Genomic DNA, 25868 nt, shown 5'->3' with positions numbered 1-25868 from the left:
TTGATATGAGTAATATTGAAATTATTCAGAGAGAAATAATCGCTATTTTTGCAGAAACATTTGGTTTACCGAAAGAAGAGATAAAACTAGAAATACCGTTGGTTGAATTGGGGGCGGAATCACTCTTGTTATTCGAAGCATTGGAGCCCATCCATAAACGATTTGGTATAAAACTTTCAGTGCGGCAATTTTTCGCAGAATTACAAACGGTTCGTCAACTCAGTGAATATATCTTGATGGCGGATAAAAGCAATGTTATGGCGGATAAAAACAATGTTATGGAAGATAACCATTCGGTCACTCAACCCGCCTTGGCTGATCAAGAAAAAAGGTCTGAACAATCCGATACGCCAAATATTCCACCGGTTAAGAAAGAACGCTTTTTCCAATGGATGTCAAGAAGTGCGCCATCGATTGAATCTGAGGAGAGAAAAAAGTATCTGGCTTCATTCATATCTAAATATAACGAGCGAACGATTAAATCAAAAATTCATTCGGTAGCGGTACGTAAAAATATTGCAGATAGCCGTTCTGGAATTGGCTTTAAACCCTCCATAAAAGAGCTACTTTACCCGATTGTCTGTACCAAGTTTGCCGGCCCTGTTGTCAAGGATATTGATGGTAATGATTACATTGATATGACGATGGGATTCGGTGCGCATTTGTTTGGTCATAGCCCACCTTTTGTAGTTAAAGCGCTCACTCAGCAAATAGACAACAGTTTTGGTTTGGGAACTCGGCATGAGATAGGTTTAGAAGTGGCTGAACTTATCAAAGAGATTACTGGCATGGATCGCGTTGCTTTCGTCAATAGTGGAACGGAAGCAGTGATGAATGCGGTTCGGGCAGCACGAGCGCTCACTCGTCGTAATCATATTGTGCTCTTTTCTAGCAGTTACCACGGACATTGGGATGCCGTACTGGCTAGAGCTGGTGAATATGATGAAGTTAATGCGACAAAACCCATTTCGGTGGGTATACCTGAAAATATGGTTGCTGATGTTTCGGTGTTTGGGTTTGGCTCCAATGAGGCCATTGAGTTTCTCGAAACCAATAGAACCGATATCGCCGCGGTGCTGGTAGAACCTATACCCACGCGTGACCCAGGATTGAGTAATCCAGATTATTTGCGACGTTTGCGTCAAGTGACCAGGGAGTTAGATATTCTGCTGATATTTGACGAAATCGTGACAGGTTTCAGATCTCATCCAGCGGGTGTCCAGGGGTTATTCGGCATTGAGGCCGATATTGTGACCTATGGCAAAACGATAGGTGGTGGAATGCCTCTGGGCGTCATTACGGGTAGGAAGAATATGCTTGATTCGATTGACGGTGGAAACTGGAATTTCAACGATGATAGTTTCCCCGCGGCGGAGCCGACATTCTTTGGTGGGACCTATTTTCAACATCCGCTTTGCATGACCGCTGCGAAAGCCACTTTGCAGGAGATCAAGAGGCGAGGGGAAACTTTTACCAAGGCACTGACTCAGCGTACTGAATCGTTTGTTTCACGTTTGAACCAACTGTTCTTAAGCCGTCGGGTTCCTATCGAGGCAAGATCGTTTTCCTCGTTTTTTAGATTAATGCATCGCGACAACATGGATTTGCTTTACTACAACCTGTTGATGAGAGGGGTTTATATCTGGGAATGGCGTTGCTGGTTTATATCCGATGCACATGATGATACTCATCTGGAAAAAGTTTATTTGGCATTTGTAGATAGCTTAGATGAACTTGAGGAAAACAACCTGCTTCCTCGATATAGCTAGAGCAAACTGGCCTGTTGTGAGTAATAACTTATTGAATTATTAAGCATCCTATCTTCTGGCTGTGCTGAGTTCGATGCTCTGAAACGACGGCTCATAGTCTGTTGAGTAATGAAAATTAAGGGGAACGTTATGCCGTTGGCAAATAAAAGTGTTTTCATTGGTGGGCCGATTCAATTTGCAATTTGTGATAACGGTTTTCATGAGGAGTTGAGAACGACTATCCAACTGGCGATTAAGACGGTGAAGGCACTGAATGGTAATGTATTTTCGGCGCATTTGACTGAGAAATTTGGCATTGATACACCCAGTTATACGCCAGATATGGTATCGAAACGGGATTTCCAATGGATGCGGCAGTGTGATTTTTTCATGCCCATTCTTCCGGTTCATCAAGGTGATGAATTACTGCGTACTGACGGTACACATATTGAACTTGGTTGGGCCTCTGCTCTGAAACGGCCCGTCTTATTAATCACTCAACTACCGATTGTGAATGGTGGTAGTCATTTGTTAAAGGGATTAGAGCATATTTGCAATTTGTCGAAATTGGATATTCACGATTTTCGTCAAAATCCGGGACAGATTGGCGAGATTTTCAGGAATCTTGCAGTTGAATAGCTATTGATCACCTTTTTGAGGATATACCGCCTTTCTATTGACTTTTTATTGAATTGAAAGGCGGGTTAATAGCGAGTTTGCTTGAATGGGTAATTTGTGGAGTTACGATGGAAAATCGAGTTATTGAATCAACCTATGATGTTTTAGGAATGAAGATAAAAAACCCAATTATTGTTGGGTCGGGTTTGCTTTCTGATCAAGCTAAAAATATTCGCCAGTTTATCGCTCACGGCGCAGGGGCAGTCGTGACAAAAACGATTTACCCGCGCTCAGAAAAATTGCATACAGAAAAGACCTATTTATTCAGTACAGGGATGCTGAACAATACGACGTATTCGAAGAAAACCGTTGAATATTGGTTAACGCTTCTCCGTGAATTTAAGGAAGAACAACTTCCGGTGATAGTTTCTATCCATGCTGAATCACCTGAGGCGTTAGGTTCATTGGCTGTTCGTATCTCGGAAGTGACCGATGCCCCTTTGGAGTTAGGCATTTCATGCTTGCATGCGGACGACTTCACGGAAGATACACCAGAACGAGTATTTAACTACACCAAAGCGGTGAAAGAGCGAACGGACACCCCTTTTGCGGTCAAACTCTCGCTTGGCGATAATTTGTATGGGCGTGTTCAAGCTGCGGTGGAAGGGGGGGCTGATGCGATAACGTTGAGCGATACCATTTCAGGCATTGCATTCGACACAGCGAATGGCGAAGCGCTGCTTAATGGGGTTTGCGGATACTCTGGGCCAGGGATCAAACCAATGGTGCTTGCCGCTATTTATAACCTGCGTAAGCGAGGGGTGACGATTCCAATACTTGGGTCGGGAGGCGTACAGGATGGTAATGATGTTCATGAATACCTACTGGCAGGGGCGAATACGGTGCAGGTTTACACCGCGCTTCATCGGCATATGTATAAAACATTGCAGCGCATTGTTCATGAATATACGCAAGTCATGACGTCAGAAAAAGTATGAGGAAAATGGATAACATCATGAATAATAATAAAATTAGAGAATTTGCGGAACTGACCAGTGAGCAGGTCTTAGCCGCGGTTGAAGGTAAGACATTGATATGGCCGATTGGCGGGATTGAGCAGCATGGGCCTCATCTGCCGTTGAATGTGGATTCAGTGATCCCAGAAGCCTTTGCCCGCGTGCTGGCGGAGGATATTAATGGATTCACCTTGCCGGTACAGCCAGTGTCTGCCAGATCATTGCCACAAAGTGGGGGTGGACTTGAATTTCCTGGCACGATTTACCTGGATGGATCAACATTTACCGCTTATATCAGCCGAACAATTAAGAGCTTGTGCTCATTACCCTTTAAACAACTGGTGATCATTAATGGTCATTTTGAGAATGAAGGTTTTATTTTCGAAGCGGTAGACGCATTACGGGCGGAGGGACATTTTAACGATCGTTCCGTTATCGTATTTAGCTGGTGGAGTTTGGTGTCTGATGACTGGACGCGTGAACATTTAGTTGATTTTCCCGGTTGGCATGCTGAGCATGCAGGGTTAACAGAAACGAGTTTAATGTTGCATTTACGCCCGGATTTAGTGAGAGCTGAGCGACCTGATCACGATAAACCTCCACGTGCTGGGATCTATCAAGTGCCGATTAAAAAAGAATTTTCAACGAGAGGCGTCCTTTCTAAAACATCTGGTTCGAGTGCGGAGATTGGCGAACTCATTTTCGAGCATGTCAGGCAGCAAATATTGGAACTGGTTACTGCGGATTAATCAGTCGTAATATCGCTGTGTCTTTTTGATTTTGTTTTGGTTGCTGGGGAAAAATTTATTGCTTTCTATTATCAGGGGGCGCCTTAAAACCTTGTCTTTCAGGGGAAGGCTATAAGGCGCAGTTTTCTGTTTAAAACTGTATGCCCGTGTTGCTATGCCCACTTCTTTTACAAGCTGGCTTATATTTCTGGCTTTGGCAATATCTCCCAATGCAGATAATATCAGGGCTGGATTATCCTCTTTCATCACTTCTTCTAAATACAGTTGGATATCTTCTTCTGTTTAAAGGGAAATCTTGCTATAAGACTGGATATGTTTTATCAGTATGTGATAAAGCAGGTGTTAAGAAAAGCTGTTTTTATCTATCAGTGTGGTTTTAAAATCGGGAAAGAGATGGTAATCGTATTATGAAAAAACAGGTAAAAATTTTAATCATCAAAGGTAAAAAGAAGTCGTTAAAGTTCTTTTGCAGCGGATAAAAAATTCGATGCTATATTAGCATTGAAAGAGAAAACCTTAGGAAAAGCGGGTTTTAAGTTTATTTTACATGGCTGTAAAAAGTTTACGGAAAATCAGAGATAATCGTTAAATAAAGCCGATTAATCTTTAAGTTAACCAGATTAATAACATTGAAAATGATTAAAGAAATATACTTTAATTTTAATGTTATTAACACACCATTTACTCTCTCTGTTTTTTAAGTGTAGAAAAAGGAATATAGATTATTAAAGTGAAAATGCAAAAAACTAAGTATCAGTTTAATGGAAAGTATCAGTTTAATGAAAATGGCATCGTTAAATACGAGGTGGAAAATAGAATTATTTACCCGTTCTAGGCTTGGTTTATCATCTTTTTAACATGGCTCAGCTTATCTTTTTACTTGCATTTTCCCTCTTTGACAATTGTCAGATGCTTTTTACCGGTGATTAGTTAGCTAAGGATTGAAAAAAATAGGTACTTCATTAATGTCAGATTTTTTAAAAATACAGAGTGGCTAAAAACAGCCGACTTTCTGTCATATTTAATACATTTATCGGCGATATTATCCGCCGATTATTTTACATTTACCTAATCTGATACAACTATTTAAAAGTGATTATGCGGAAATATTAAAGCTTTTATATAACTAACAGGAGGATATTCAAATGTTTTTTCGTTGTTATTTTACGAAGCTAGCTATAAAAATGACGTAATAAAAAACAGGTAAAAAGGTTAATTTAGTCGGATTTAAAATCTGAAAAATGAATTGATTATCCGAAAAAACAGAAAGGGGTATCTTTATATCATCAGGCCATTTACTGGCTGATTTATCAATAAAATAAAGAGTGGAGCTTATTAAAACCACTCAAGATTGCCGGTAAAACAGAATTAGTATTAATGCGCGTTGGTAAATAATGGATAAAAAAGAATAAATAATAAACCAGATAAGTGATTATTATGATCGGTAAAGATAGAGAGCGGATATGATTAAACTTAACAGAAAGCAGGCGTCGGAAGTGGTAAAAATACCATTTAAAATTTTATACCGATTAAAATCCGATGTTAAAATAATGCGTTTTAATAACGGTTTAAATCCTGCCCATCATAAAACCATCAGTGAAAAAAACTTGACTCTGTTAATGATCATATAATCAGGGAAAATAAATAACAATATGAATAGATTAATCAGGCAAGCTGTTTTCTTAAAGGGACTGGCTTTAATAACGTTTTCAATCTGGAAATAAATTTTATTCATAAAATAATTAAATAATTCATTATGGCAAATAGGTATAAAAACTCCCAAGAAAATGATTTAAATTATAGTCTCTCCAGGCTCGGTTTATCATCTTTTTAACATGGCTCAGCTTATCTTTTTACTTGCATTTTCCCTCTTTGACAATTGTCAGATGCTTTTTACCGGTGATTAGTTAGCTAAGGATTGAAAAAATAGGTACTTCATTAATGTCAGATTTTTTAAAAATACAGAGTGGCTAAAAACAGCCGACTTTCTGTCATATTTAATACATTTATCGGCGATACTATCCGCCGATTATTTTACGTTTACCTAATCTAATACAACTATTTAAAAGTGATCATGCGGAGATATTAAAGCTTTTATATAACTAACAGGAGGATATTCAAATGTTTTTTCGTTGTTATTTTACGAAGCTAGCTATAAAAATGACGTAATAAAAAACAGGTAAAAAGGTTAATTTAGTCGGATTTAAAATCTGAAAAATGAATTGATTATCCGAAAAAACAGAAAGGGGTATCTTTATATCATCAGGCCATTTACTGGCTGATTTATCAATAAAATAAAGAGTGGAGCTTATTAAAACCACTCAAGATTGCCGGTAAAACAGAATTAGTATTAATGCGCGTTGGGAAATAATGGATAAAAAAGAATAAATAATAAACCAGATAAGTGATTACTATGATCGGTAAAGATAGAGAGCGGATATGATTAAACTTAACAGAAATCAGGCGTCGGAAGTGGTAAAAATACCATTTAAAATTTTATACCGATTAAAATCCGATGTTAAAATAATGCGTTTTAATAACGGTTTAAATCCTGCCCATCATAAAACCATCAGTGAAAAAAACTTGACTCTGTTAATGATCATATAATCAGGGAAAATAAATAACAATATGAATAGATTAATCAGGCAAGCTGTTTTCTTAAAGGGACTGGATTTAATAACGTTTTCAATCTGGAAATAAATTTTATTCATAAAGTAATTAAATAATTCATTATGGCAAATAGGTATAAAAACCCCCAAGAAAATGATTTAAGGGAATACGAGTATGTTTACTTCCGGATTAACGATGTTGCCCTTGTATCATAGTAATTATGGTGGTTAGTTGCAATCGTAAAACATAAAACCCCAAGAATGACATCTATCAGGTTACGAGAGGTTCAATCTGATCTTGGTTTAATGTCCGAGGCCGCGATCATTAGTGTGAGCTTTTTGGGGAAAATGACAGAAAAACAATGGATGGAAGAGGCTTAATCATGAACGAAGAGCAAATGCACAGTAATTATAATATACCCGTCATCTTTCAAGTTGCCTCTTTGTTGGCTGCACTCACTCACCCCGGTCACATAGTTATCTATGCTCCCGGGGATTCGCTCCCTTGCCGCCGCGATGCATCTTGAAATCCATAAGGTATAACCATATAGCACCAGTGTTATCCACTGCTGAACGTTATCAGTGCAGATGAATGAAATCATCTGTCGGCTTGGCTTTCGTGGCTCTGATTATGAATTTAAGAACCGTATGGAGTCTTGGCTGGAAACGTGGCCGCTTTAACCCGGTGATAAAGGCGTTTTACAACCGTCTGCTGGCGGCGGGTAAAGCCAAAAAAGTGGCTCTGGTTGCCTGTATGCGCAAACTTCTGACCATCCTGAATGCCCTGTTCAGAAAGAACGAAGAATGGGATGAGTCATACCATCAGATGGCTTCATAAATTGTCGTTCAAGACAGTTGCTCGCCCAGCGCGGGCGAGGGTTTACGGCGGATTTTGCTAAAAGACACCGGGATAAGCGCCCCCGTCGATAAGAATATTTTGTCCTGTTATATAACCGGCATGGGAACTGCATAAAAATGCACAATAGGCTCCAAATTCTTCTGGAATTCCAAATCTTCCTGCGGGAATTTTCTGGCTACGTTGCATTGCCATATTTTCCGGTGAATCACCACATCTTAATGCTTTTTGTTTAAATGTTTGTCTCAGGCGCTGAGTCTCGAATGCTCCGGGTAATAGATTGTTTATAGTGACATTATTTCTCATCAATAAATGAGATTTTGCCAAACCACTAACGAAAGTTATTAGCCCTCCTCGTGCTGCATTTGATAATCCCAACTCATTTTGAGGTGCTTTAACTGTGCCAGAAGTAATATTGATGATGCGCCCAAAACTACGGTCAGCCATTTTATTGATCACTGCTTGGATCAGGGTTATTGGTGTAAGCATATTGGTGTTAATTGCCTGATACCATATACCTGTCATCCTTCAAGTTGCCTCTTTGTTGGCTGCACTCACTCACCCCGGTCACATAGTTATCTATGCTCCCGGGGATTCGCTCCCTTGCCGCCGCGATGCATCTTGAAATCCATAAGGTATATATCATGACTCCATTCAGAAAAATGACCTGTTGGCGGCCCCCCTGCATTTGTGATAAGGATATCCACCATAGGTGAAGCTGTTAATACTGCCTTTTGTGTTTCCGGTTGAGTTATATCACCCGATATCCATCTTATCGACACGGCTGAATTTATCTCTTGCAACTGTAGCGCTGCCATTTCCAATTGTTCAGTTCGTCGTGCGTTAATAACAACATTTACACCTTCTGCAACTAATGCCGCCGCGCAAGCAAAGCCCAGACCTTCGCTGGCTGCACATATAACAGCCCAACGCCCCGTTATTTTAAGATCCATATTCTCTCCATATATGAATAGTTCTACAAAACGTCAGTTTTCTGTTTCAGACACCCAATACTGGGTACAAGCTATTAAAATGAAACAAATCAGAGCAAGAGCAAAAAGTCCCCACATCAAACCAGTCGCAGTCGTTGTATGACCACTGGAGAAAAACCATAATACAATAGCGGCTCCGGCCATTTTGAGTGCCCCCTGCAAAGCGCTACCCGTTCCTGATAATTCAGGATGACCATGTAAACTTATCCCGAGCAATAAAGGGGAAGATAGCCCACATCCCAACCCTATCGCAAAACTATAAATAATGATGAAGTCAATTGATAATATCTGAGTGAAGTGAATAAAAATGAGCGCTATTACCGTAAATGACAGTAATAATGGCAACGATATTTTAAGAATGTATTCAGGTGTAACGTGTGATAATCCTTTTTTTGTTAACAATGAACCTATTACAATTCCAGCAGAATAGATTATAAACAGATATCCGTTCTGTGATGACGATAACCCAAATTGGGTCTGGAATACGAAAGGACTAGCAGTAAAATAACCAATGGTAATGGCAAATAAGACAGCAGAGACAACACTGTATATAACAAAATTAACATCTGATAATAAAATTCGAAAACCAGCCAATCTACCATTGCGACTTGATCTCATCGGAGATGTTTCCGGCAGTGTCATTTTGACAAAAATCGCACCTAACAACATCATGATGGCTAGCGCGATAAAATTAAATTTCCACGGCAGATACTCTGTGATATATCCCCCAATAATGGGGGCAAAAGCAGGAGAAACTTGTGATGCCATAGAAAAAATTGCCAGTGATTTTGATAGTTCCGTCTTATCCCTAAAAGTATCGCTGAGTATTGCTCTACTAATAACTGGGCATCCACCTGCACCAATTCCCGTCAGGAGTCTGAATAATGAGAGTGTGTGAAATGATTCTGCGGTAGAAGTTAGATAGTTACCAACAGCAGAAAATAATAAGGAAAATATGATTACAGGAATACGCCCGTATTTATCAGAAAGTGGGCCATAAAAAATCTGAGATACTGCAAAACCAAGGAGATAATAAACAACCAAGCTTTGTGCCTGATTGTCTGTTATTGAGAGCGCTATTTTTATAATGGGAAGTGCTGGATTATAGAGGTCTATAGAAAACAATCCGAGCACTAAGATAACGCACGAGTTGATGATAATGAGTTTTGATTTCATGCCATTGCTCCTTTCATACAAGAGGGAGTATTTTTATGCGTCCGTTGTATTCCTTATTTGGCGTAGCGTGTTGGTTATCCGATAGCATCAATAACATTATTATTAGGTATAATCTTCCCACCAGTGCCATATATAATTAATCGACTAGGCTCTTCAATAATTTTGGCTCCAATACTACGGCATGCCTCCTTCATTGTGGTTGTTTCTGAACAACGCAAATCATTATTTATAATTGATTTTCCATCAGACAAACTGGCAGCTAAAATCGCTCGTTGGGTTTCTGGTTTAGATGACGGTATATAGGCAGAATGAAGTACATAGTTAGATGGACTAACTTCTAGGTATTTTACTAAAGACATAGGTTCTCCTTTTATATTTTACTAATACAATAAGTAAATAACTCTTTGATTTAATGATTTCCCGATTCACATTTATGTGAAATTCAATAACAAACATGTTTATAGATTTCTACCAGTTTATTTTTTTATAGCATCATTGCATTTCTCACTTATTTCTCATTATGTAAATTTTAATAATTCTATACCTTATGGATTTCAAGATGCATTGCGGCGGCAAGGGAGCGAATCCCCGGGAGCATAGATAACTATGTGACCGGGGTGAGTGAGTGCAGCCAACAAAGAGGCAACTTGAAGGATGACAGGTATATTTCATAACTATTAAATCATTCTTATATGGTATTTTGTAAAATATATTTTTTCCAATTTCTTTTATTTATCTGGTGATAACTATCTTTTATCAGTAAGTAAATTATTTAATTTAATATATGAAAAATATTAAACTTTACAAAATATAGTTAACTAACATATATATAGATTTAATTTTAATTAAAATTTATTTTCATATAAACCGCTAAAAACAAGAGTAATGTAAATATATTTTTATTATCACAATTGAATACTATCTTTGTATCCAGTATAAAAGTCCTCGAAAATCACAAGTCAGGACTATTCATCGTTCCAAAAATATTATTTCACATGCTCTTCCAGCACTTTTGTTGCTGTAAACCATGTCATGGAGAGAGTGGTCTTCATACTCATTCAGCCCGATATTTTTCGCATTCACGGCAACGTAATTGGCTATCAGAGTGTACAGAGAGAGTCCTCGGCCTTTACCCAGATATTTTCTGGAGTGTAGTGGTCTAACAAAACCTGCGGACTTCTCCCTCCTGAATGCTAATTATGAGTAAAACGCGTTTTTAATATCAGGGGAAGAGGGATAACAAACAGCTCGAAGAATTGTCATTTCGTTGGGCGTTCTTGCTTCTTGATGTATGTTGGCGAGAGCAAGTCACGCAGTACATTCAAAACCAGCAAGGGTAATGCCTTGTCGAAATTTCCTTCCCGCCTTTATGCTGGCGGGAGTATCCTTTTAAGGAAAAAATAACGGCATTCAGTTCACTTTGGGAATACTTTTTATTGTTTTCCGCTATTGTTTACCATAACGAAACTCAGGTGAGAGTTTACTTATCCCAAGCCCATTAATTTTTTTCACTTTAATTTGCACGGGTATCCGTTCTTTCATGGCTTCGATGTGGCTGATGACTCCAATGGTTTTACCGGAAGCATTTAAATGATCCAGTGCATCAAGAGCAATATCAAGGGTTTCTGGATCAAGTGTGCCAAAACCTTCATCCAAGAACAGTGAGTCAATACTGGTTTTATTGCTGACTAAATCAGATAGCGCTAAAGCCAAGGCGAGGCTGACCAGAAAACTTTCGCCACCGGAAAGCGTTTTGGTATCACGAATAGCATCGGCTTGCCAGGTATCAATCACTTGTAGTTCAAGACCATCACTGTTTTTACGTTGCAAATCGTAGCGTCCGTGCAATTTTTTCAGCCGTTGATTGGCGAGATGAACCAAATGATCCAGTGTTAATCCTTGAGCAAAGCGACGGAATTTAGCACCATCAGCCGAACCAATCAGATTATTAAGATAACTCCAGTCATCATAATTTTGTTGGCAATGGCTGATCTCTTCCAATAAGGATTTTTGCTGTTGACGGCGTATTGCATCATTACCAAGCAGGTTTTTCAGCTCTCCTTGTTGTAAGGTGTTTCTTTTTAGCTCATCAGTAATGTTGTCCAACTGTTCGGTCAGTTGTGATTTTGTATATTGATTAAGTAACTCAGGGCGATTTTTCCGATGTTGTTGCAGAGTTTCTGCTGCTTTCTGGCATAGGGCGTTGGCTTGTATCTGCTGTTGTTCAAGCTGTTCTTTGAGTTGTTGTAATTCCTTACGTTGTTCTTGCGATAACAGCGCTGATTCAACGGCATGCTGATCGGCAAATGGGCTCTTTGCCAATGCAGCATTGAAGTTTTGTTCTGCCTGCTGTTTTTGTTGCTCAGACTGGTTGTAGTTTTTTTCTGTCTCATTAATGGCACCGGTCAGTTGGCTAATATTGGATTGTGCCTGTTGCAGATGTGATTGTGCCTGTTTGTACGCTTCTTCCAGTTGTTGAGATTGTTGTTGTAATGCCTGAGTGATGTCCGTAACAGATTGCTTACCAAATAGTTGTTGGCGCTGTTGTTGTGCTTCTGCGAGTTGCTGTTTCTGTTGCCGTGCTGTTTGATTAAGCCCATTTAAACGGCATACATATTCTTCTTTCTGTTTATGCAATGATTCAATCTGATTTTGAATGACCGCTTCTTCTTTTTGGATCTGTTGCCAGTTTTCATGACAGTTTTGATATATCTGCCACTCCTCTCTACGTTGTTGCAGCCAGTTTTCAGTATCATTCAGCATTGGCAGGGATAAATTATATTGCTGTAATTCTGACGTCATTTTTTCGATGACATCAGTTAGTTTACGCTGCTGTTGTTGTATCTCTGGTTGCAATTCAGATAAGTGTTTTTTCAGTACATTGTGTTGATGTTTACTCAGTTCAATATTTCGTTCAATTTCTTTAACGTATTCTTGATGAGCGGTCAGTGTTTTTTCTGTTTTCTGGTACGTTTTTTCTGCCAGTTCAAATTCGGTTAATTGAGTTTGGCAAAGCCGATGAGTAGATTGGTTTTGTTGCACAAATAGTTCAAGAGCGGGTTTATCTGAAAGAGAAATTTCGGTCTGTAATATTGCGCAAGTTTCCTGCCATTGTTGCGTTAATATATTCAATCGTGGTTCAGCATCAGCAATTTCTTGCAAAATATGGTCGTATTGTTGCTGTTGGAACTCTTTTTTATTAACCAATGATATTTTGGTGGCTTGTAGCGCTTCAAATTGCTGGCGTAAATCTTTTAACCGTTGTTCTGATTTTGGCAGTTCAATGTTTTGATAAGCTTGAATTGCAGGATGATGTTCAGCACCGCATAGTGGGCAAGGAGAACCTTCCTTGAGTTGTGCCCGCTCTTTTTCCAGACTGACAATCTTTTGTTCTAACTGAATACGTTGAGTAAGATCGGCTAAATGTTGCTGTTTGTCTGAGAGTTGTTTATCGATGGATTCAATTTGAATAGGAAGTTCTTTTAATAATTTTTCCGGTTGTTGTAAGCGAATATGATGGCTGGCAATAGCGGCTTGTAATTGCAAGATTTGCGGCGACAGGATCTCCAGTTTATGTTGCAGCGGTAGCTGTTCCTGATATTGAGTTAATTGTTTTTTTAATTTCTCCGGCGAATATTGTTTTTGCAGAGTAAAAAATTGTTGCTTGGCCTGCTCAAATGCCAGTTCCAGCGGTTGGTTATGTTCAATTTGTTGTTTTAAGTTTTCCCCTTGTTTGTTCAGGTTATTGTTAAGTTGCGTGATTTCGGCAGAGAGCTTGCCAACTTTTTGCGTTTGGTGATCAATTTGTTGCTGCTGCTCTTGCCACCAAGAGAATTGGTGTTGCCAAAAAGCCAGTTTTTCGCCGAAATATTGATGATAAGGTTGTTGCTCGAAATAGTTTTCCAGTTGTTTTCTTTGATTGGTGAATGATAGGGCGCGCTGATTTGCTGTGTCATATTGTTGACAACGGTTTTCAAGCGCAGTTTTCTGCTCGTTGATTTGTTGCTGAGTAAGATTGAGCTCTTTAATCTGTACCGCAATTTGATGATCTAATGGAATCACCTGTTCTGTTATCAGCTTTTCTTGTTGTTGCCGGTGTTGTTGATACTCTGCTCTGGCAGAATCTGCATGAGTCACCTTTTGCTGTATCGGCGTGAGCGTCTGTTGCTGTTGCTGAAGTTGCTGATGCATCTCTTCCAACTGTTTGCTGGTTCTCTGATGTTCATATTGTGTTCGGTTTTTATCATCCAGCAATGGGCGCAGTGTTTCTGCGGGTTCACTGCTAGCCAGTTTTTGCAGTTGCGGCTCTGCATGAGTAAGCGCTTTTTCCGCCTGTTGTAAGGAAGCGTTATTTTCAGTAACAAGTTGCTCAAGTTCTTCCCCACGTGTCAGCCATTGTGCCAAATGTTGCACTGTTTTTATCTGCTGATTGAGTTGTGATTCCGCATGGGTGAGTTGTTGCTGTTGTTCCAGATGTTGTTGATACTGCTCTGCCGTTAGCAAATCAATGGCGGACGCTTTGACTTGCAGAATATTCAGCTCTGACTGTGCTTGTTTATGTTGTTGGTAAATTTGTTGAGATAAAATTCCATAAATTTCAGTGCCGGTTAACTCTTCCAATAAATCAGCCCGTTCGTTTGGCTGAGCATTGAGGAAAGCAGCGAAATCTCCTTGGGATAGCAATATGGATTTGGTGAAACGGCCGTAATCTAATCCAGTAATTTCAATGATTTTTTCTTTCTTGTCCTGGATTTTATCGGCCAGAATTTTACCACTGTTGCTAAGGGCGAGTTCCACTTTAGGGGCTTGCAGATTGCCATTGGGTTGATTACGCGCTCGTCGTTGGCTCCAGAAAGCACGATAAGCGACACCTTTCACTTCAAACTCCACTTCAGCCAATGATTCCGCAGTGTGTCGGGTCATCAGCTCATTTTGTGAGGTAGAAATCGTCAAGCGTGGGGTTTCGTGATAAAGCGCAAGGCAGATCGCATCCAATAAGGTGGTTTTGCCCGCGCCGGTAGGGCCGGTTATGGCGAACAAACCACTGCTGGCAAACGGCTCTGCTGTGAAATCAATTTTCCATTCACCTTGTAATGAATTGATGTTTTTTAGCCGTAGACTCAAAATCTTCATGCCTGCTCCTCCTTGTTTTTAGCCTGATAGATATCGTTCAGTGTTTGTTCGAAAAGGGTGGTCAGACGTTTTTTATGTTCTTCATCTTCGAGTGCTGATTGTGCAAGCCGTCGGGCAAAAACTTCGTTAACGCTAAGTTCTGTCAAAGTTTCTCTGTTTTCTTGTGCTAGCCTATTTTGTTGCTGTGTTTTACTACGTCGTAGCAGAATGACTTCGACGGGAAGCTCTGCAACCATTGATCGAATCCTTTTCTGGATATCATGGAGGTAATCTTGGGTTGCGACTTCAATATCCAGCCAGACGGGTTGTTCTCCTTGATAGTCATTAAAAGTTTGCAACTGTTGTTCAATGTGTTGCAGGTTACCCTTGATTAGTTGCATGGGCTGATATTGCGGAATGGGTAAAAGCTTGATGGATTCCAGTTTGTCTTGAGTAAATTCCACCAAACAAACACTTTTCTCTTGCCCGACTTCATCGAAACTAAGAGGAATAGGGGAGCCGCTGTAGCGAATATGTTCAGATTTAGCCACTATTTGTGGCCGGTGAATATGCCCAAGCGCAATATAGTCTACCGGCGGGAAAGCTTGCGCCGGGAAGGCATCCAATGTACCAATATAAATATCCCGCACTGAATTTGTAACAGTGGCACCAACGGTCGTCAGATGCCCGGTAGCAATGATAGGTAAGGGCAAATTCAATTCATCACGTAATTCACATGCTCGCTGATAGAGTCGATGATAGTGTTCTGCAATAGCTTCTTGTAATACGAGTTGTTTTTGTTCTCCTGACTGACCAGCCTGGCTGATCATAATATCTCTTGGCCGCAGAAAAGGGACTGCACAAAGAATTGCACCGGTATTGCCTTGTTTGGCGGTGAGTACTTTTATCTGTTTTTGTTGATCTTTTTCTGCGTGAGCAATAACGGTGGTATTTAGGCAGGAAAGGAGTTCTTTTGATTCATTTAATGTTGCTACTGAATCATGGTTACCACCAAGGCTAATTAACTGACAGCCGGTCGGTTGTAGTTCAACGACAAAGCGATTATATAGTTCACGGGCATAGCTAGGCGGTGAGCCCGTGTCAAATACATCTCCGGCAACAATTAATGCATCGACCTGATAATGTTCAATCTGTTTAATCAGCCAGCGCAGAAAATGTTGATGTTCAGCAGCCCGGCTTTTTGTAAAAAAATATTGGCCAAGATGCCAGTCCGAAGTGTGAATAATACGCATATTTTCGCCGTCGTTGGTTAAAGTGAAGCATGATTATAATCGCTATATTCTGGATGTCGCTTTTAAATCTGATTTCGTGAATATATCTTCGAGCGGCTTCGCATTCATTATGAAATATGACAATTGTTAAATTAATTATTGCGAAATCGATTGCAGATAGAGGATAACCAAGGCAGGATTTCATAAATTTGTCATAAAACTGACGCATAATGCTTTTTCAAACTAAGTAGCGTTTATACCCTATGGATTTCAAGATGCATCGCGACGGCAAGGGAACGAATCCCCGGGAGCATAGATAACTATGTGACCGGGGTGAGTGAGTGCAGCCAACAAAGAGGCGGCTTGAAAGATGACGGGTATATCTCAATATATTAACGGGATTAATCATGGCAAGACGTATTCTGGTAGTTGAAGATGAAGCTCCGATTCGTGAGATGGTCTGTTTTGTTCTGGAAAAAAACGGGTATCAGCCGGTGGAAGCAGAGGATTATGATTCTGCGTTGGCATGTTTATCTGAACCATATCCTGATTTAGTGTTATTGGATTGGATGCTCCCCGGTGGTTCTGGTTTGCAGATAATTAAGCAGATGAAACGGAATAATAATATTCGCGATATTCCGGTGATGATGTTGACTGCCCGTGGTGAAGAGGAAGATCGGGTGCGTGGCCTCGAAGTTGGGGCAGATGACTATATCACTAAGCCTTTCTCTCCTAAAGAGCTGGTTGCCAGAGTTAAAGCGGTATTACGGCGTATTTCACCGATGGTCATGGAAGATATCATCGAAATGGATGGTTTGGTTTTGGATTCAACGTCCCATCGGGTGACCAGCCAGGATAAAGCACTGGATATGGGGCCGACGGAATTTAAATTACTGCACTTTTTTATGACTCACCCCGAGCGAGTCTATAGCCGTGAACAGTTGCTTAATTATGTTTGGGGAGCAAATGTTTATGTTGAAGATAGAACTGTTGATGTTCATATTCGCCGTTTACGTAAAGTATTAGAGATTGGCGGCCATGATAAAATGGTGCAGACCGTTCGTGGTACGGGCTATCGTTTTTCTACCCGTTACTAAGTCCACGCACCGGAGAATCTAATGTGTTAGAACGTTTATCTTGGAAAAAACTGGTTTCAGAACTGTTTCTCTTTTGTTTGCCTGCGGTAATTCTGTCGATATTTATTGGTCATTTGTCCTGGTGTTTATTTGTTTCGGTATTTTTGGTGCTGATATGGCATGGTTATAACTTGCTGAAACTTTCGAATTGGCTATGGTTGGATCGCAGTATGTTGCCACCGTCGGGGAGAGGAGGGTGGGAGCCAATTTTCTATGGTATTCACCAGATGCAGCAACGGAATCGAAAGCGGCGTCGTGAGCTGGCGCTGTTGATCAAACGGTTTCGTAGCGGGGCGGAATCATTACCCGATGCTATTGTGATGATGACAACGGAAGGTAATATTTTCTGGTGTAATCGTTTAGCACAACATTTACTCGGTTTTCGCTGGCCTGAAGACAACGGACAGCATATTTTTAATTTACTTCGCTACCCTGATTTTAGCCGATATATCCTTTCCAGGGATTTTTCGCGCCCTTTATCCATTGAATTAAATAATGGGTTCGCTGTTGAGTTCCGGGTGATGCCTTATTCTGAGGGGCAATTCTTAATGGTTGCCAGAGATGTGACTCAGAAGCGAACACTGGAAAATGCCCGTCGTGACTTTTTTGCCAATGTTAGTCATGAAATGCGTACCCCTCTAACCGTCTTGCAGGGTTATTTGGAAGTGATGCAGGATCAGGCAGAGGATAGTTCGCTAAATAAGAAAGCGCTGAATACGATGCAGGAGCAAACCCGGAGGCTGGACGGTTTGGTGAAACAATTGTTGCAACTGTCTAAAATTGAAGTCGCTCCCCAAATTGATATGAATGAAGTCGTTGATGTGCCTTTGATGCTTAAAGTATTGCGTCAGGAAGCCACTGCGCTAGGTAGTGAATGTTATAAGATTAATTTTGATATTGGTGAAGGCCTAAAAGTGTTCGGTAATGAAGAGCTGCTTCGCAGTGCAATGTCGAATTTGGTTTATAACGCGGTTAACCATACTCCTAAAGGGACTCAAATTGATGTCAGTTGGAAAAAGAATTCCCATGGTGCTGAATTTACAGTGAAAGATAATGGGCAAGGTATCAGCGCTGAACATCTACCTCGTTTGACCGAACGTTTTTATCGAGTAGATAAAGCGCGTTCCAGACAAACTGGAGGAAGTGGTCTCGGTCTTGCGATTGTTAAACATGCCTTACATCATCACCATTCTCATCTTAAAGTTTCCAGCGAAATAGGCAAAGGAACGATCTTTAGTTTTACTTTACCGGCAGGATTGATTGTACCTGTCAAAATAACCAGCAGAAGAGATAGGAATAGTTTGATTAACAGTAATAATTAATCTTCGTAATTGATTATTATTTTTTCAGGTTAAAAAAAACGCAAATCATATAGTGTTTATTCAATGATAGCTAACAGCAATCACTAGTTTTGAAAAAGAGTGCGGCATATACTTCTGCATTCTGGTTTATCTATTGCCTTCTGGCGCTATAAAAGTTTTACTTGTGGGCAGTTGTTGGCGATTCTATCTATCATGACCACTATAATCTGTCTTCAACAGATACCTGGTGAATATTATTTTGATAATAAATCGTTAAATTAGGGTTCAATATTGTCAATATGGGCTTAACTATTGATGATATTTATATTATTCAGGCCATTAAATATGGTAACAAAACATTAATAATCATTATGACACATCGTTTATCATCTAAGGATATTTGGGCATTAGGGTTTATGACTTTTGCTCTGTTTGTCGGGGCGGGAAATATTATTTTTCCCCCTATGGTGGGGTTACAATCAGGTGAATATGTTTGGCTAGCAGCATTAGGCTTTCTAGCGACGGCGGTTGGTTTACCCGTCATTACAATCATCGCATTGGCAAAAGTTGGCGGTGGTATTGAAGAGCTGAGTTCACCTATTGGTAGAGTTGCTGGTTTGCTGCTTGCGACAGTTTGTTATTTGGCTGTTGGTCCTTTATTCGCTATCCCACGGACCGCAACTGTCTCTTTTGAAGTAGGCATTGCCCCGCTTACCAGTAACGGTGAGTTACCCCTGTTTATCTACAGTCTTATTTATTTTGTGTTGGTAATTGCTGTTTCCCTTTACCCAGGCCGTTTGCTTGATACTGTCGGGCATGTGTTAGCGCCTATCAAGATGTTGGCGCTAGGTATACTTGGTGTTGCTGCTTTACTTTGGCCTGCCGGTGATTCAATTCCAGCGATTGATATTTATCAGCAAATCCCATTCTCCAGTGGTTTCGTCAATGGTTACCTGACAATGGATACGCTGGGTGCGATGGTTTTTGGGATTGTCATCGTTAACGCAGCGCGTTCAAGAGGCGTTGCCGCATCTTCATTATTGACCCGTTATGCGATGTGGGCAGGTTTTATTGCCGGCTTTGGTCTGATACTGGTTTATCTATCGCTGTTTAAATTAGGCGCTGGTAGTGGATCGTTAGTGCCTCATGCAGAAAATGGCGCGGTCATTTTGCATGCCTATGTTCATCATACTTTTGGTGGTGTCGGCAGTATTTTCCTGGCTGTGTTGATTTTTGTCGCCTGTATGGTGACTGCGGTTGGATTAACTTGTGCATGTGCTGAGTTTTTTAGCCGTTATCTGCCCCTGTCTTATCGTTCACTGGTTTTGATCCTTGGAGGATTCTCCATGTTGACTTCTAACCTTGGTTTGAGTCATTTGATTAAGATTTCCATACCGGTACTGACAGCTATTTATCCACCTTGTATCGTTCTGATTGTGTTGAGTTTTACGCTGTGCTGGTGGCACAATTTTACCCGTATTTTAGCTCCGGTAATGTTAATTAGTCTGATGTTTGGTATTTTGGATGCGATTAAGTCATCCGAAGCACTGGTTTATTTGTTGCCAAATTGGGCAACACGTTTACCACTGGCGGATCAAGGGTTGGCTTGGTTAGCACCATCCCTGTTGGTTTTAGTTGTGGCTGGTATTTATGACCGCGTTTTAGGGCGCTCTGGTACCCGCGAGACTCAAATGCATCAGTGATGATGTTTGTTTCTCTGACTGTTTGCCATCGTCAGATGTTCAGGGAAAGTATGGGATGGGGTTCCTGAAAAAAGGATATCCCATCCCGATATTGCCTACACGGATTAGCTATTTTTTTAGTTGTTGGTCATTAGTAACCAATGGCCGCACCGGCCGGGCGTCGGACATCATTGGCGCCATAAAAATGGTTTTCACGCACTTGACCAGATACGGCTGCATCATTGCCGGAAGAATTAGCAGCAGCGTCAGCGGTTTTAGGTAAACCAACCATAATCACTTCAGCAGCGCCCCATGGTATCTGCTCCACCATTTTATATCCCATTTTTTCTAGCAAATTCAACGAGTCTTTAGAAATACCACGTTGTTCATAATAAACTTCATCGGGTAACCATTGGTGATGAATACGGGGGCTATTGACCGCTTCTTGAGGAGACATACCGTGATCAATAATGTTTAAGGCGGTTTGCAGGGTAATAGAGATAATACGGGAGCCGCCGGGTGAGCCCAGAACAAGGAATGTCTTATTGTCTTTTGTGACAAGTGTCGGGCTCATTGAGGATAATGGGCGCTTACCGGGGGCAATAGAGTTAGTCGCACCTTGGACGAGACCATAAAGATTCTTTTCACCAATTTTAGTGGTGAAATCATCCATCTCATCATTGAGGAAGAAACCTGTTCCGGGGGCGATGACGACAGCACCAAAAAGTCCATTGATAGTATAGGTAGTTGAAACTGCATTACCTTCTTTGTCGACAATGGAGTAGTGTGTGGTTTCTGGTTTCTCATGGGGTCCAATACCCGGCTGAACATTCTCCGATAATGTTGCTTTACCTGGCTCTATTTTTTTACGTAAAGATTCAGCATAGTGTTTACTCAGTAAGCGATCGATGGGATTTTTAATAAATTCTGGATCACCAAGGTAAGTATTTCTGTCCATGTAGGCATGGCGCATGGCTTCTGTCAATGTGTGAATATAATTAGCCGAGTTGAATCCCATTTCTTTAAGGTTATAACCTTCCAAAATATTCAGAATTTCACACATGGTTACTCCGCCTGAACTCGGTGGCGGGGAAGAGATAAATTTATAACTGCGATAGTGACAGGTGACGGGGGTTGTTTCTGAAATTTTATAATTGGCAAAATCGGCTTCGGTAATAATGCCGCCGGATTTTTTAGCGGCTTCGGCGACCAGTTTAGGAATATTTCCGTGATAAAAAGCTTCTTGCCCTTTTTTAGCAATTAACTCTAACGTATTTGCCAGATCGGTTTGTATTAATCTATCTCCTGGTTGATAAGGCGAGCCATCTTTGCGTAGGAAGATACGAGCTGCTTCTGGATCTTTGCGGAAACGCTTGATTGTGGTGTCCAGAATATCGGTATCTGCACGGGTCAGTATAAAGCCTTCTCGTGCCAGCTTAATTGCAGGTGCCATGACTTGTTCACGGCTCAATTTGCCATATTTTTTTAGGGTACTGTCTAACCCCATCACGGTTCCGGGCACACCGGCCGCGCGGTAGCCATATAAACTGGCTCCTTTAATAACATTACCTTCTTTATCCAGATACATATCGGCACTTGCTGCACTTGGCGCGGTTTCGCGGAAGTTAATAAAAATATCGGTACCATCGGCTAAATGAATTGTCATAAAGCCACCACCACCGATATTGCCACAACATGGATTGACAACGGCTTGGGCATAGCCAACAGCAACCGCTGCATCAACCGCATTTCCACCTATTTTGAGGATATTCACACCAACTTGTGAAGCAAGATGTTGGGCTGAAACGACCATACCATTTTTGGCTTCAACAGCCGGTTCCGAAGCGGCATAAAGGTGGGACGAGACGAGCAGGGATATTATTGCCAGCGGTGTTTTCCATGTTTTCAACATTTTGTAAGCTCCTGTCTTTTGGCGGGGTTATTTTTGTTGGTGTAATGACTTGTTTTATTTACACGGATTTTAATGTTAAACAATTGTAAATTTAATTGTAAGTGGTGATAGTTATCGGGAATAGGGGGTTTTTGTGCGCAAGGTGGCAAAACGAGGAATTTCAGTGAAAAAAACCAGCCGGAATAATCGGCTGGCCTAATTATGGGTAATATCTAAGGTTATAGTTTAGCAGCGTTTTGAGACAGGTATTTAGCTACGCCATCTGGAGAAGCACTCATGCCTTCTTTACCTTTTTCCCACTGTGCAGGGCAGACATCGCCGTGCTCTTCATGGAATTGCAGTGCGTCAACCATACGCAGCATTTCGTCAATGTTACGGCCCAGAGGCAGATCGTTAACGACTTGATGACGAACTACGCCATTTTTGTCGATCAGGAAAGAGCCGCGCAGAGCGACACCCGCTTCTGGGTGCTCAATGCCGTAGGATTTTTGAATCTCGCGTTTAGTATCAGCAACCATTGCATATTTAACTTCGCCAATACCACCTTGATCGACAGGAGTTTTACGCCATGCGTTGTGGACGAATTCAGAATCAAAAGAAACACCTATAACTTCAACACCGCGCTTTTTGAACTCTTCGTAGCGGTGGTCAAATGCGATCAGCTCAGAAGGGCATACGAAAGTAAAGTCCATTGGCCAGAAAAAGATAACGGCAGGTTTACCGTTCAGGTGTTTTTTCAGGTTGAAATTCCCAACTATTTCGCCGTTGCCGAGGACCGCTGCTGCAGTAAAGTCAGGGGCTTGACGAGTTACCAGAACCATGAGTTACTCCTGTAGTTTTACGAGGTTTATGTAAAAATTGGATATAGAATAAAGAATTAGCGTACACCAATAAAGGATAAAATACTAATCTTTGCAATAGATTTTACCTATTAATACTTTATTTTTATTTTCTTTACCTTAATAAGATAGAGGATTTTTGCAAGGGTTTGGTCGAATTCAAGCTAAGAGACTATTTCATTCTTACCTGCGTGTACCGGTTTCTGTGTCCATCCGTGTTCATCATTATTCTCCAGCATAGATTGGCAATAGTGGTTATTGGGATAAAAACTTACCGAAATAAATTAACTAATCATGTTACTTAAATATTTATAAAATTTACGTTATTAACTGTTTTGATAAAAAAATTTACATTTATTTAAACTGTCAACTTTGATATTTATTGAGAATAAATATAAATTTGTATTAACTTTCTAACGTAAAAAACAGAGGCAGAAATGAGAAATCCTAAAGACACCAATAGGAAAAGACTTTTACAAATAAAACATGATGTAAATGAGTTGACGCGAGAAAATCCACATTTTTCCCTTCTGATTTCTCCTGTTTCATGCAATATCTGGTCCATACCTATCCCTCCAAACAGCTTTTTGAAGTGCTGTTAAATCATTTGCGCAAGTTCACCGCCTGAACAATGAACTTATTCAGGATTGTAACCAGTGAAAATATTCTCAGCCTTTGGTTGTATGAACTTTTTTGAATAATTGAGAGAGGCTCAAATTCCGTTGATTCTGGCCGAATTGGATCGCCTGGGTCCTCCTGATGAAGATCTTTCCGAATGAAAGCTAGCGTTAAAAAATAATTTCCTACTATTCATCTTATGCCAGCCAAATGGCTGGCATGCTGGGAAAAAGGAATTCTGACTATACCACCGGATATCAAGGATGAAAAAATCATTAAACATGCGAAAGTGCCGTATTGCCTGAATGATTTCTTTCTATCCGCATTTACGATTTATTCACAAGCATAGTTGTAATAATAGCGCTTATTGAGGCGAACAGTAAAAATCCTTATTTTCCGCTTTTTCCATCATATAAGGATAAAATTGCCAGAATAGTGCTTCAAAGTCAGCGTAATGTTGTTCTATATCCTGAAATGATCCAGATAAAGCCGATAATCTGGGATGTCTTCGGGCCATGCCTTTTAATACATCTGCGATAAATGCAAGATCTGCATAACGGATCAGCCAGTTTTGCGGCCATAAAAACTCATTCAGTTCCTGAAATTTTTCGGGAGTGTAATAAAGATGAGGTTCAATCTGGTTGCGAGCATGGTGAATAAATGCCGGTAATGAGTAGGTGGGAACCAGTTTATCCCAATTCAAGGAGAGGAAGTGATCCCAGATAATATCTAAAGTGATCGGCGCAACCCGTCGATATGGAGCGCTGAATAAGTGACGGGCTTGAATAACCAATGGATGGGTATCTGTTAGTACATCAACACGCCGATGCATACGAATACCTGCAACCACATCAGCGCTGTATTGTCCCTCTGGATTACCGCGCACAAAATCTGCCATCAGATTTCCTAGTAGGGAGCTGTCAGCCAGAGTAGCTAAATGAAGGTGAGCGAGAAAATTCATTTGGTGATTATAATATAAATCCGCGAAGTTATGTGCTTATTTGTTGCACCCTTAGGGCCGCGGCACTAGACTAGTCCGCCTGTTTTTCTGAATGATTAAATATAATGCGTGTCTCCGATTTTACTTTTGAACTTCCTGATGAAATGATTGCTCATTACCCTCAACCGCAACGCAGTGGCTGCCGTTTGCTCTCGCTTGATGGTGAAACGGGGAAATTAACGCATGGTATTTTTACGGATGTTCTCGATAAGCTGAATGCCGGAGATTTGCTGGTTTTCAATAATACCCGCGTCATACCTGCGCGTATTTTCGGCCGAAAAGTCACGGGCGGTAAGTTGGAAGTGCTGGTTGAAAGGGTGCTGGATGATAAGCGGGTACTTGCACATGTGCGTGCTTCCAAAGCGCCAAAAGTGGGGACTGAATTGTTATTGGGTGACAATGAAAGTCTTAAAGCAACCATGTTGGCCCGCCATGATACCTTGTTCGAAATACGTTTTGATGATGAACGTGATGTGTTGTCCATTTTGGATGACATAGGTCATATGCCTTTGCCGCCTTATATTAATCGTCCTGATGAAGAGGCAGACCGTGAGTTGTACCAAACTGTATACAGCGAACGGCCCGGGGCGGTAGCTGCACCAACGGCCGGTCTTCATTTTGATGAGCCATTATTGGAAGCGCTGCGTAAAAAGGGCGTGGAAATGGTTTTCGTGACATTGCATGTTGGTGCGGGTACTTTCCAGCCTGTGCGGGTGGAGACCATTGAAGACCATATTATGCATGCTGAGTATGCAGAAGTGCCACAGGATGTGGTTGATGCTGTGCTGGCATGTAAGGCGCGAGGTAATAAAGTTGTTGCCGTTGGCACAACGTCAGTTCGATCGCTGGAAAGTGCCGCGAAAGCCTGTCAGGATGGGTTAATTGCGCCATTTTTTAATGACACGCAAATTTTTATCTATCCGGGTTTTGAATATCAGGTTGTGGACGCGTTGATTACTAATTTCCATTTACCGGAATCGACACTTATTATGCTGGTTTCTGCGTTCGCGGGTTATAAAAATACGATGAATGCTTATAAAGAGGCTGTTGCAGAAAAATACCGTTTCTTTAGTTATGGTGATGCTATGTTTATTCGTCGTAATCCCTTCGCTTGCAAGGAAAAGATTTCTTAATGTAATAATTATGGCATTGACTGGAATATATTGTTGAATTTGTTGAAAATAGGGTTATGTGAATATCTCAGCTCAACGGTAAATTTCAACTTTGTCTGGTTTTAAACAACAGCATCGGACTGTTTATCTGATGCCTGGA

Annotated in this window: 19 protein-coding genes and 3 pseudogenes; 9 read left to right on the top strand and 13 right to left on the bottom strand. The window is 40.7% G+C overall.

The window, feature by feature from the left end:
* Window positions 1-5 precede the first annotated feature (5 nt).
* From CKY02_RS06150 to CKY02_RS06135, 4 genes are all read left to right on the top strand, one after another.
* Entirely contained in the window at window positions 6-1769 is a 1764-nt protein-coding gene (locus CKY02_RS06150) for an aminotransferase class III-fold pyridoxal phosphate-dependent enzyme (RefSeq protein WP_112894600.1), read from the top strand.
* 129 nt (window positions 1770-1898) lie between these two features.
* The gene (locus tag CKY02_RS06145) at window positions 1899-2387 is read left to right on the top strand and encodes a nucleoside 2-deoxyribosyltransferase (RefSeq protein ID WP_112879513.1); all 489 of its coding nucleotides are present in this window, start codon (window positions 1899-1901) and stop codon (window positions 2385-2387) included.
* Between the two features lie 107 nt (window positions 2388-2494).
* Window positions 2495-3364: a beta/alpha barrel domain-containing protein gene (locus CKY02_RS06140; protein WP_112894599.1), complete on the top strand. Its 870-nt coding sequence runs from the start codon at window positions 2495-2497 to the stop codon at window positions 3362-3364.
* A gap of 17 nt (window positions 3365-3381) precedes the next feature.
* The gene (locus CKY02_RS06135) at window positions 3382-4131 is read left to right on the top strand and encodes a creatininase family protein (protein ID WP_112879515.1); all 750 of its coding nucleotides are present in this window, start codon (window positions 3382-3384) and stop codon (window positions 4129-4131) included.
* Here CKY02_RS06135 and CKY02_RS25155 read toward each other — a convergent pair whose 3' ends face one another.
* Together CKY02_RS25155 and CKY02_RS23565 are read right to left on the bottom strand one after the other, a co-directional pair.
* Window positions 4132-4401, bottom strand: a complete 270-nt coding sequence (locus CKY02_RS25155; RefSeq protein WP_338047382.1) for a helix-turn-helix domain-containing transcriptional regulator — start codon at window positions 4399-4401, stop codon at window positions 4132-4134.
* Between the two features lie 2716 nt (window positions 4402-7117).
* Window positions 7118-7342 (bottom strand): hypothetical protein, encoded by a 225-nt coding sequence (locus CKY02_RS23565; RefSeq protein ID WP_146747391.1) that lies wholly within the window; start codon window positions 7340-7342, stop codon window positions 7118-7120.
* Window positions 7343-7413: 71 nt separating this feature from the next.
* Between CKY02_RS23565 and CKY02_RS06125 the strand changes: the two are divergent.
* A pseudogene (locus CKY02_RS06125) lies at window positions 7414-7578 on the top strand (IS110 family transposase); the annotation flags it as partial.
* A 57-nt stretch (window positions 7579-7635) separates the two neighbouring features.
* On the opposite strand, the gene CKY02_RS26205 reads toward CKY02_RS06125, so the two are convergent.
* The 8 genes and pseudogenes from CKY02_RS26205 to sbcD form a co-directional block, all read right to left on the bottom strand.
* On the bottom strand, window positions 7636-8055 hold the full coding sequence (locus tag CKY02_RS26205) for an SDR family oxidoreductase (protein WP_275658205.1): 420 nt from the start codon (window positions 8053-8055) through the stop codon (window positions 7636-7638).
* A 37-nt stretch (window positions 8056-8092) separates the two neighbouring features.
* The gene (locus CKY02_RS26200) at window positions 8093-8284 is read right to left on the bottom strand and encodes a hypothetical protein (protein ID WP_275658206.1); all 192 of its coding nucleotides are present in this window, start codon (window positions 8282-8284) and stop codon (window positions 8093-8095) included.
* Between the two features lie 13 nt (window positions 8285-8297).
* Window positions 8298-8549: pseudogene (locus tag CKY02_RS26195) on the bottom strand (SDR family NAD(P)-dependent oxidoreductase); the annotation flags it as partial.
* A gap of 33 nt (window positions 8550-8582) precedes the next feature.
* On the bottom strand, window positions 8583-9764 hold the full coding sequence (locus tag CKY02_RS06110) for a multidrug effflux MFS transporter (RefSeq protein WP_112894596.1): 1182 nt from the start codon (window positions 9762-9764) through the stop codon (window positions 8583-8585).
* 74 nt (window positions 9765-9838) lie between these two features.
* Window positions 9839-10123 carry a 3-phosphoshikimate 1-carboxyvinyltransferase gene (locus tag CKY02_RS06105; RefSeq protein WP_238399017.1) on the bottom strand — a complete coding sequence of 95 codons (285 nt, stop codon included), beginning with the start codon at window positions 10121-10123 and terminating at the stop codon, window positions 9839-9841.
* Between the two features lie 610 nt (window positions 10124-10733).
* Window positions 10734-10904: pseudogene (locus CKY02_RS26645) on the bottom strand (hypothetical protein); the annotation flags it as partial.
* A 306-nt stretch (window positions 10905-11210) separates the two neighbouring features.
* Window positions 11211-14897, bottom strand: a complete 3687-nt coding sequence (locus tag CKY02_RS06095) for an AAA family ATPase (protein ID WP_112894594.1) — start codon at window positions 14895-14897, stop codon at window positions 11211-11213.
* The gene (gene sbcD / locus CKY02_RS06090; protein WP_112894593.1) at window positions 14894-16129 is read right to left on the bottom strand and encodes an exonuclease subunit SbcD; all 1236 of its coding nucleotides are present in this window, start codon (window positions 16127-16129) and stop codon (window positions 14894-14896) included. Before sbcD ends, CKY02_RS06095 begins: the two co-directional genes overlap by 4 nt.
* Before the next feature lie 386 nt (window positions 16130-16515).
* Here sbcD and phoB point away from each other — a divergent pair, with 386 nt between their 5' ends.
* The 3 genes from phoB (at window position 16516) to brnQ (ending at window position 20248) form a co-directional block, all read left to right on the top strand.
* Window positions 16516-17205, top strand: a complete 690-nt coding sequence (phoB, locus tag CKY02_RS06085) for a phosphate regulon transcriptional regulator PhoB (protein WP_112879375.1) — start codon at window positions 16516-16518, stop codon at window positions 17203-17205.
* A gap of 23 nt (window positions 17206-17228) precedes the next feature.
* Entirely contained in the window at window positions 17229-18566 is a 1338-nt protein-coding gene (phoR, locus tag CKY02_RS06080) for a phosphate regulon sensor histidine kinase PhoR (protein ID WP_112894592.1), read from the top strand.
* Between the two features lie 350 nt (window positions 18567-18916).
* Window positions 18917-20248, top strand: coding sequence for a branched-chain amino acid transport system II carrier protein (gene brnQ, locus CKY02_RS06070; protein ID WP_112894637.1), 1332 nt, complete (start codon window positions 18917-18919; stop codon window positions 20246-20248).
* A gap of 130 nt (window positions 20249-20378) precedes the next feature.
* Here the strand turns inward: brnQ and ggt are convergent, their stop codons facing one another.
* From ggt to CKY02_RS06055, 3 genes are all read right to left on the bottom strand, one after another.
* A complete protein-coding gene (gene ggt / locus CKY02_RS06065; protein ID WP_112894591.1) occupies window positions 20379-22139 on the bottom strand; it encodes a gamma-glutamyltransferase in 1761 nt (586 codons plus the stop codon).
* 218 nt (window positions 22140-22357) lie between these two features.
* Window positions 22358-22960 (bottom strand): peroxiredoxin C, encoded by a 603-nt coding sequence (locus CKY02_RS06060; RefSeq protein ID WP_011148042.1) that lies wholly within the window; start codon window positions 22958-22960, stop codon window positions 22358-22360.
* Window positions 22961-23960: 1000 nt separating this feature from the next.
* Window positions 23961-24557: an acyl carrier protein phosphodiesterase gene (locus CKY02_RS06055; RefSeq protein WP_112894590.1), complete on the bottom strand. Its 597-nt coding sequence runs from the start codon at window positions 24555-24557 to the stop codon at window positions 23961-23963.
* A gap of 104 nt (window positions 24558-24661) precedes the next feature.
* Here CKY02_RS06055 and queA point away from each other — a divergent pair, with 104 nt between their 5' ends.
* Window positions 24662-25729, top strand: coding sequence for a tRNA preQ1(34) S-adenosylmethionine ribosyltransferase-isomerase QueA (gene queA, locus CKY02_RS06050; RefSeq protein ID WP_112894589.1), 1068 nt, complete (start codon window positions 24662-24664; stop codon window positions 25727-25729).
* Window positions 25730-25868 lie beyond the last annotated feature (139 nt).

This window comes from Photorhabdus bodei (genome assembly GCF_003287735.1).
In the GTDB taxonomy this organism is placed as follows: Bacteria; Pseudomonadota; Gammaproteobacteria; order Enterobacterales; family Enterobacteriaceae; genus Photorhabdus; species Photorhabdus kayaii.
This window is presented reverse-complemented; position numbering and strand designations above follow the sequence as displayed.

Coding starts and splice junctions, on each gene's coding strand:
- CKY02_RS06150 (WP_112894600.1), top strand. CDS start 6: ATGAGTAATATTGAAATTATTCAGAGAGAAATAATCGCTATTTTTGCA.
- CKY02_RS06145 (WP_112879513.1), top strand. CDS start 1,899: ATGCCGTTGGCAAATAAAAGTGTTTTCATTGGTGGGCCGATTCAATTT.
- CKY02_RS06140 (WP_112894599.1), top strand. CDS start 2,495: ATGGAAAATCGAGTTATTGAATCAACCTATGATGTTTTAGGAATGAAG.
- CKY02_RS06135 (WP_112879515.1), top strand. CDS start 3,382: ATGAATAATAATAAAATTAGAGAATTTGCGGAACTGACCAGTGAGCAG.
- CKY02_RS23565 (WP_146747391.1), bottom strand. CDS start 7,342: ATGATTTCATTCATCTGCACTGATAACGTTCAGCAGTGGATAACACTG.
- CKY02_RS26200 (WP_275658206.1), bottom strand. CDS start 8,284: ATGCAGGGGGGCCGCCAACAGGTCATTTTTCTGAATGGAGTCATGATA.
- CKY02_RS06110 (WP_112894596.1), bottom strand. CDS start 9,764: ATGAAATCAAAACTCATTATCATCAACTCGTGCGTTATCTTAGTGCTC.
- CKY02_RS06105 (WP_238399017.1), bottom strand. CDS start 10,123: ATGTCTTTAGTAAAATACCTAGAAGTTAGTCCATCTAACTATGTACTT.
- CKY02_RS06095 (WP_112894594.1), bottom strand. CDS start 14,897: ATGAAGATTTTGAGTCTACGGCTAAAAAACATCAATTCATTACAAGGT.
- sbcD (WP_112894593.1), bottom strand. CDS start 16,129: ATGCGTATTATTCACACTTCGGACTGGCATCTTGGCCAATATTTTTTT.
- phoB (WP_112879375.1), top strand. CDS start 16,516: ATGGCAAGACGTATTCTGGTAGTTGAAGATGAAGCTCCGATTCGTGAG.
- brnQ (WP_112894637.1), top strand. CDS start 18,917: ATGACACATCGTTTATCATCTAAGGATATTTGGGCATTAGGGTTTATG.
- ggt (WP_112894591.1), bottom strand. CDS start 22,139: ATGTTGAAAACATGGAAAACACCGCTGGCAATAATATCCCTGCTCGTC.
- CKY02_RS06060 (WP_011148042.1), bottom strand. CDS start 22,960: ATGGTTCTGGTAACTCGTCAAGCCCCTGACTTTACTGCAGCAGCGGTC.
- CKY02_RS06055 (WP_112894590.1), bottom strand. CDS start 24,557: ATGAATTTTCTCGCTCACCTTCATTTAGCTACTCTGGCTGACAGCTCC.
- queA (WP_112894589.1), top strand. CDS start 24,662: ATGCGTGTCTCCGATTTTACTTTTGAACTTCCTGATGAAATGATTGCT.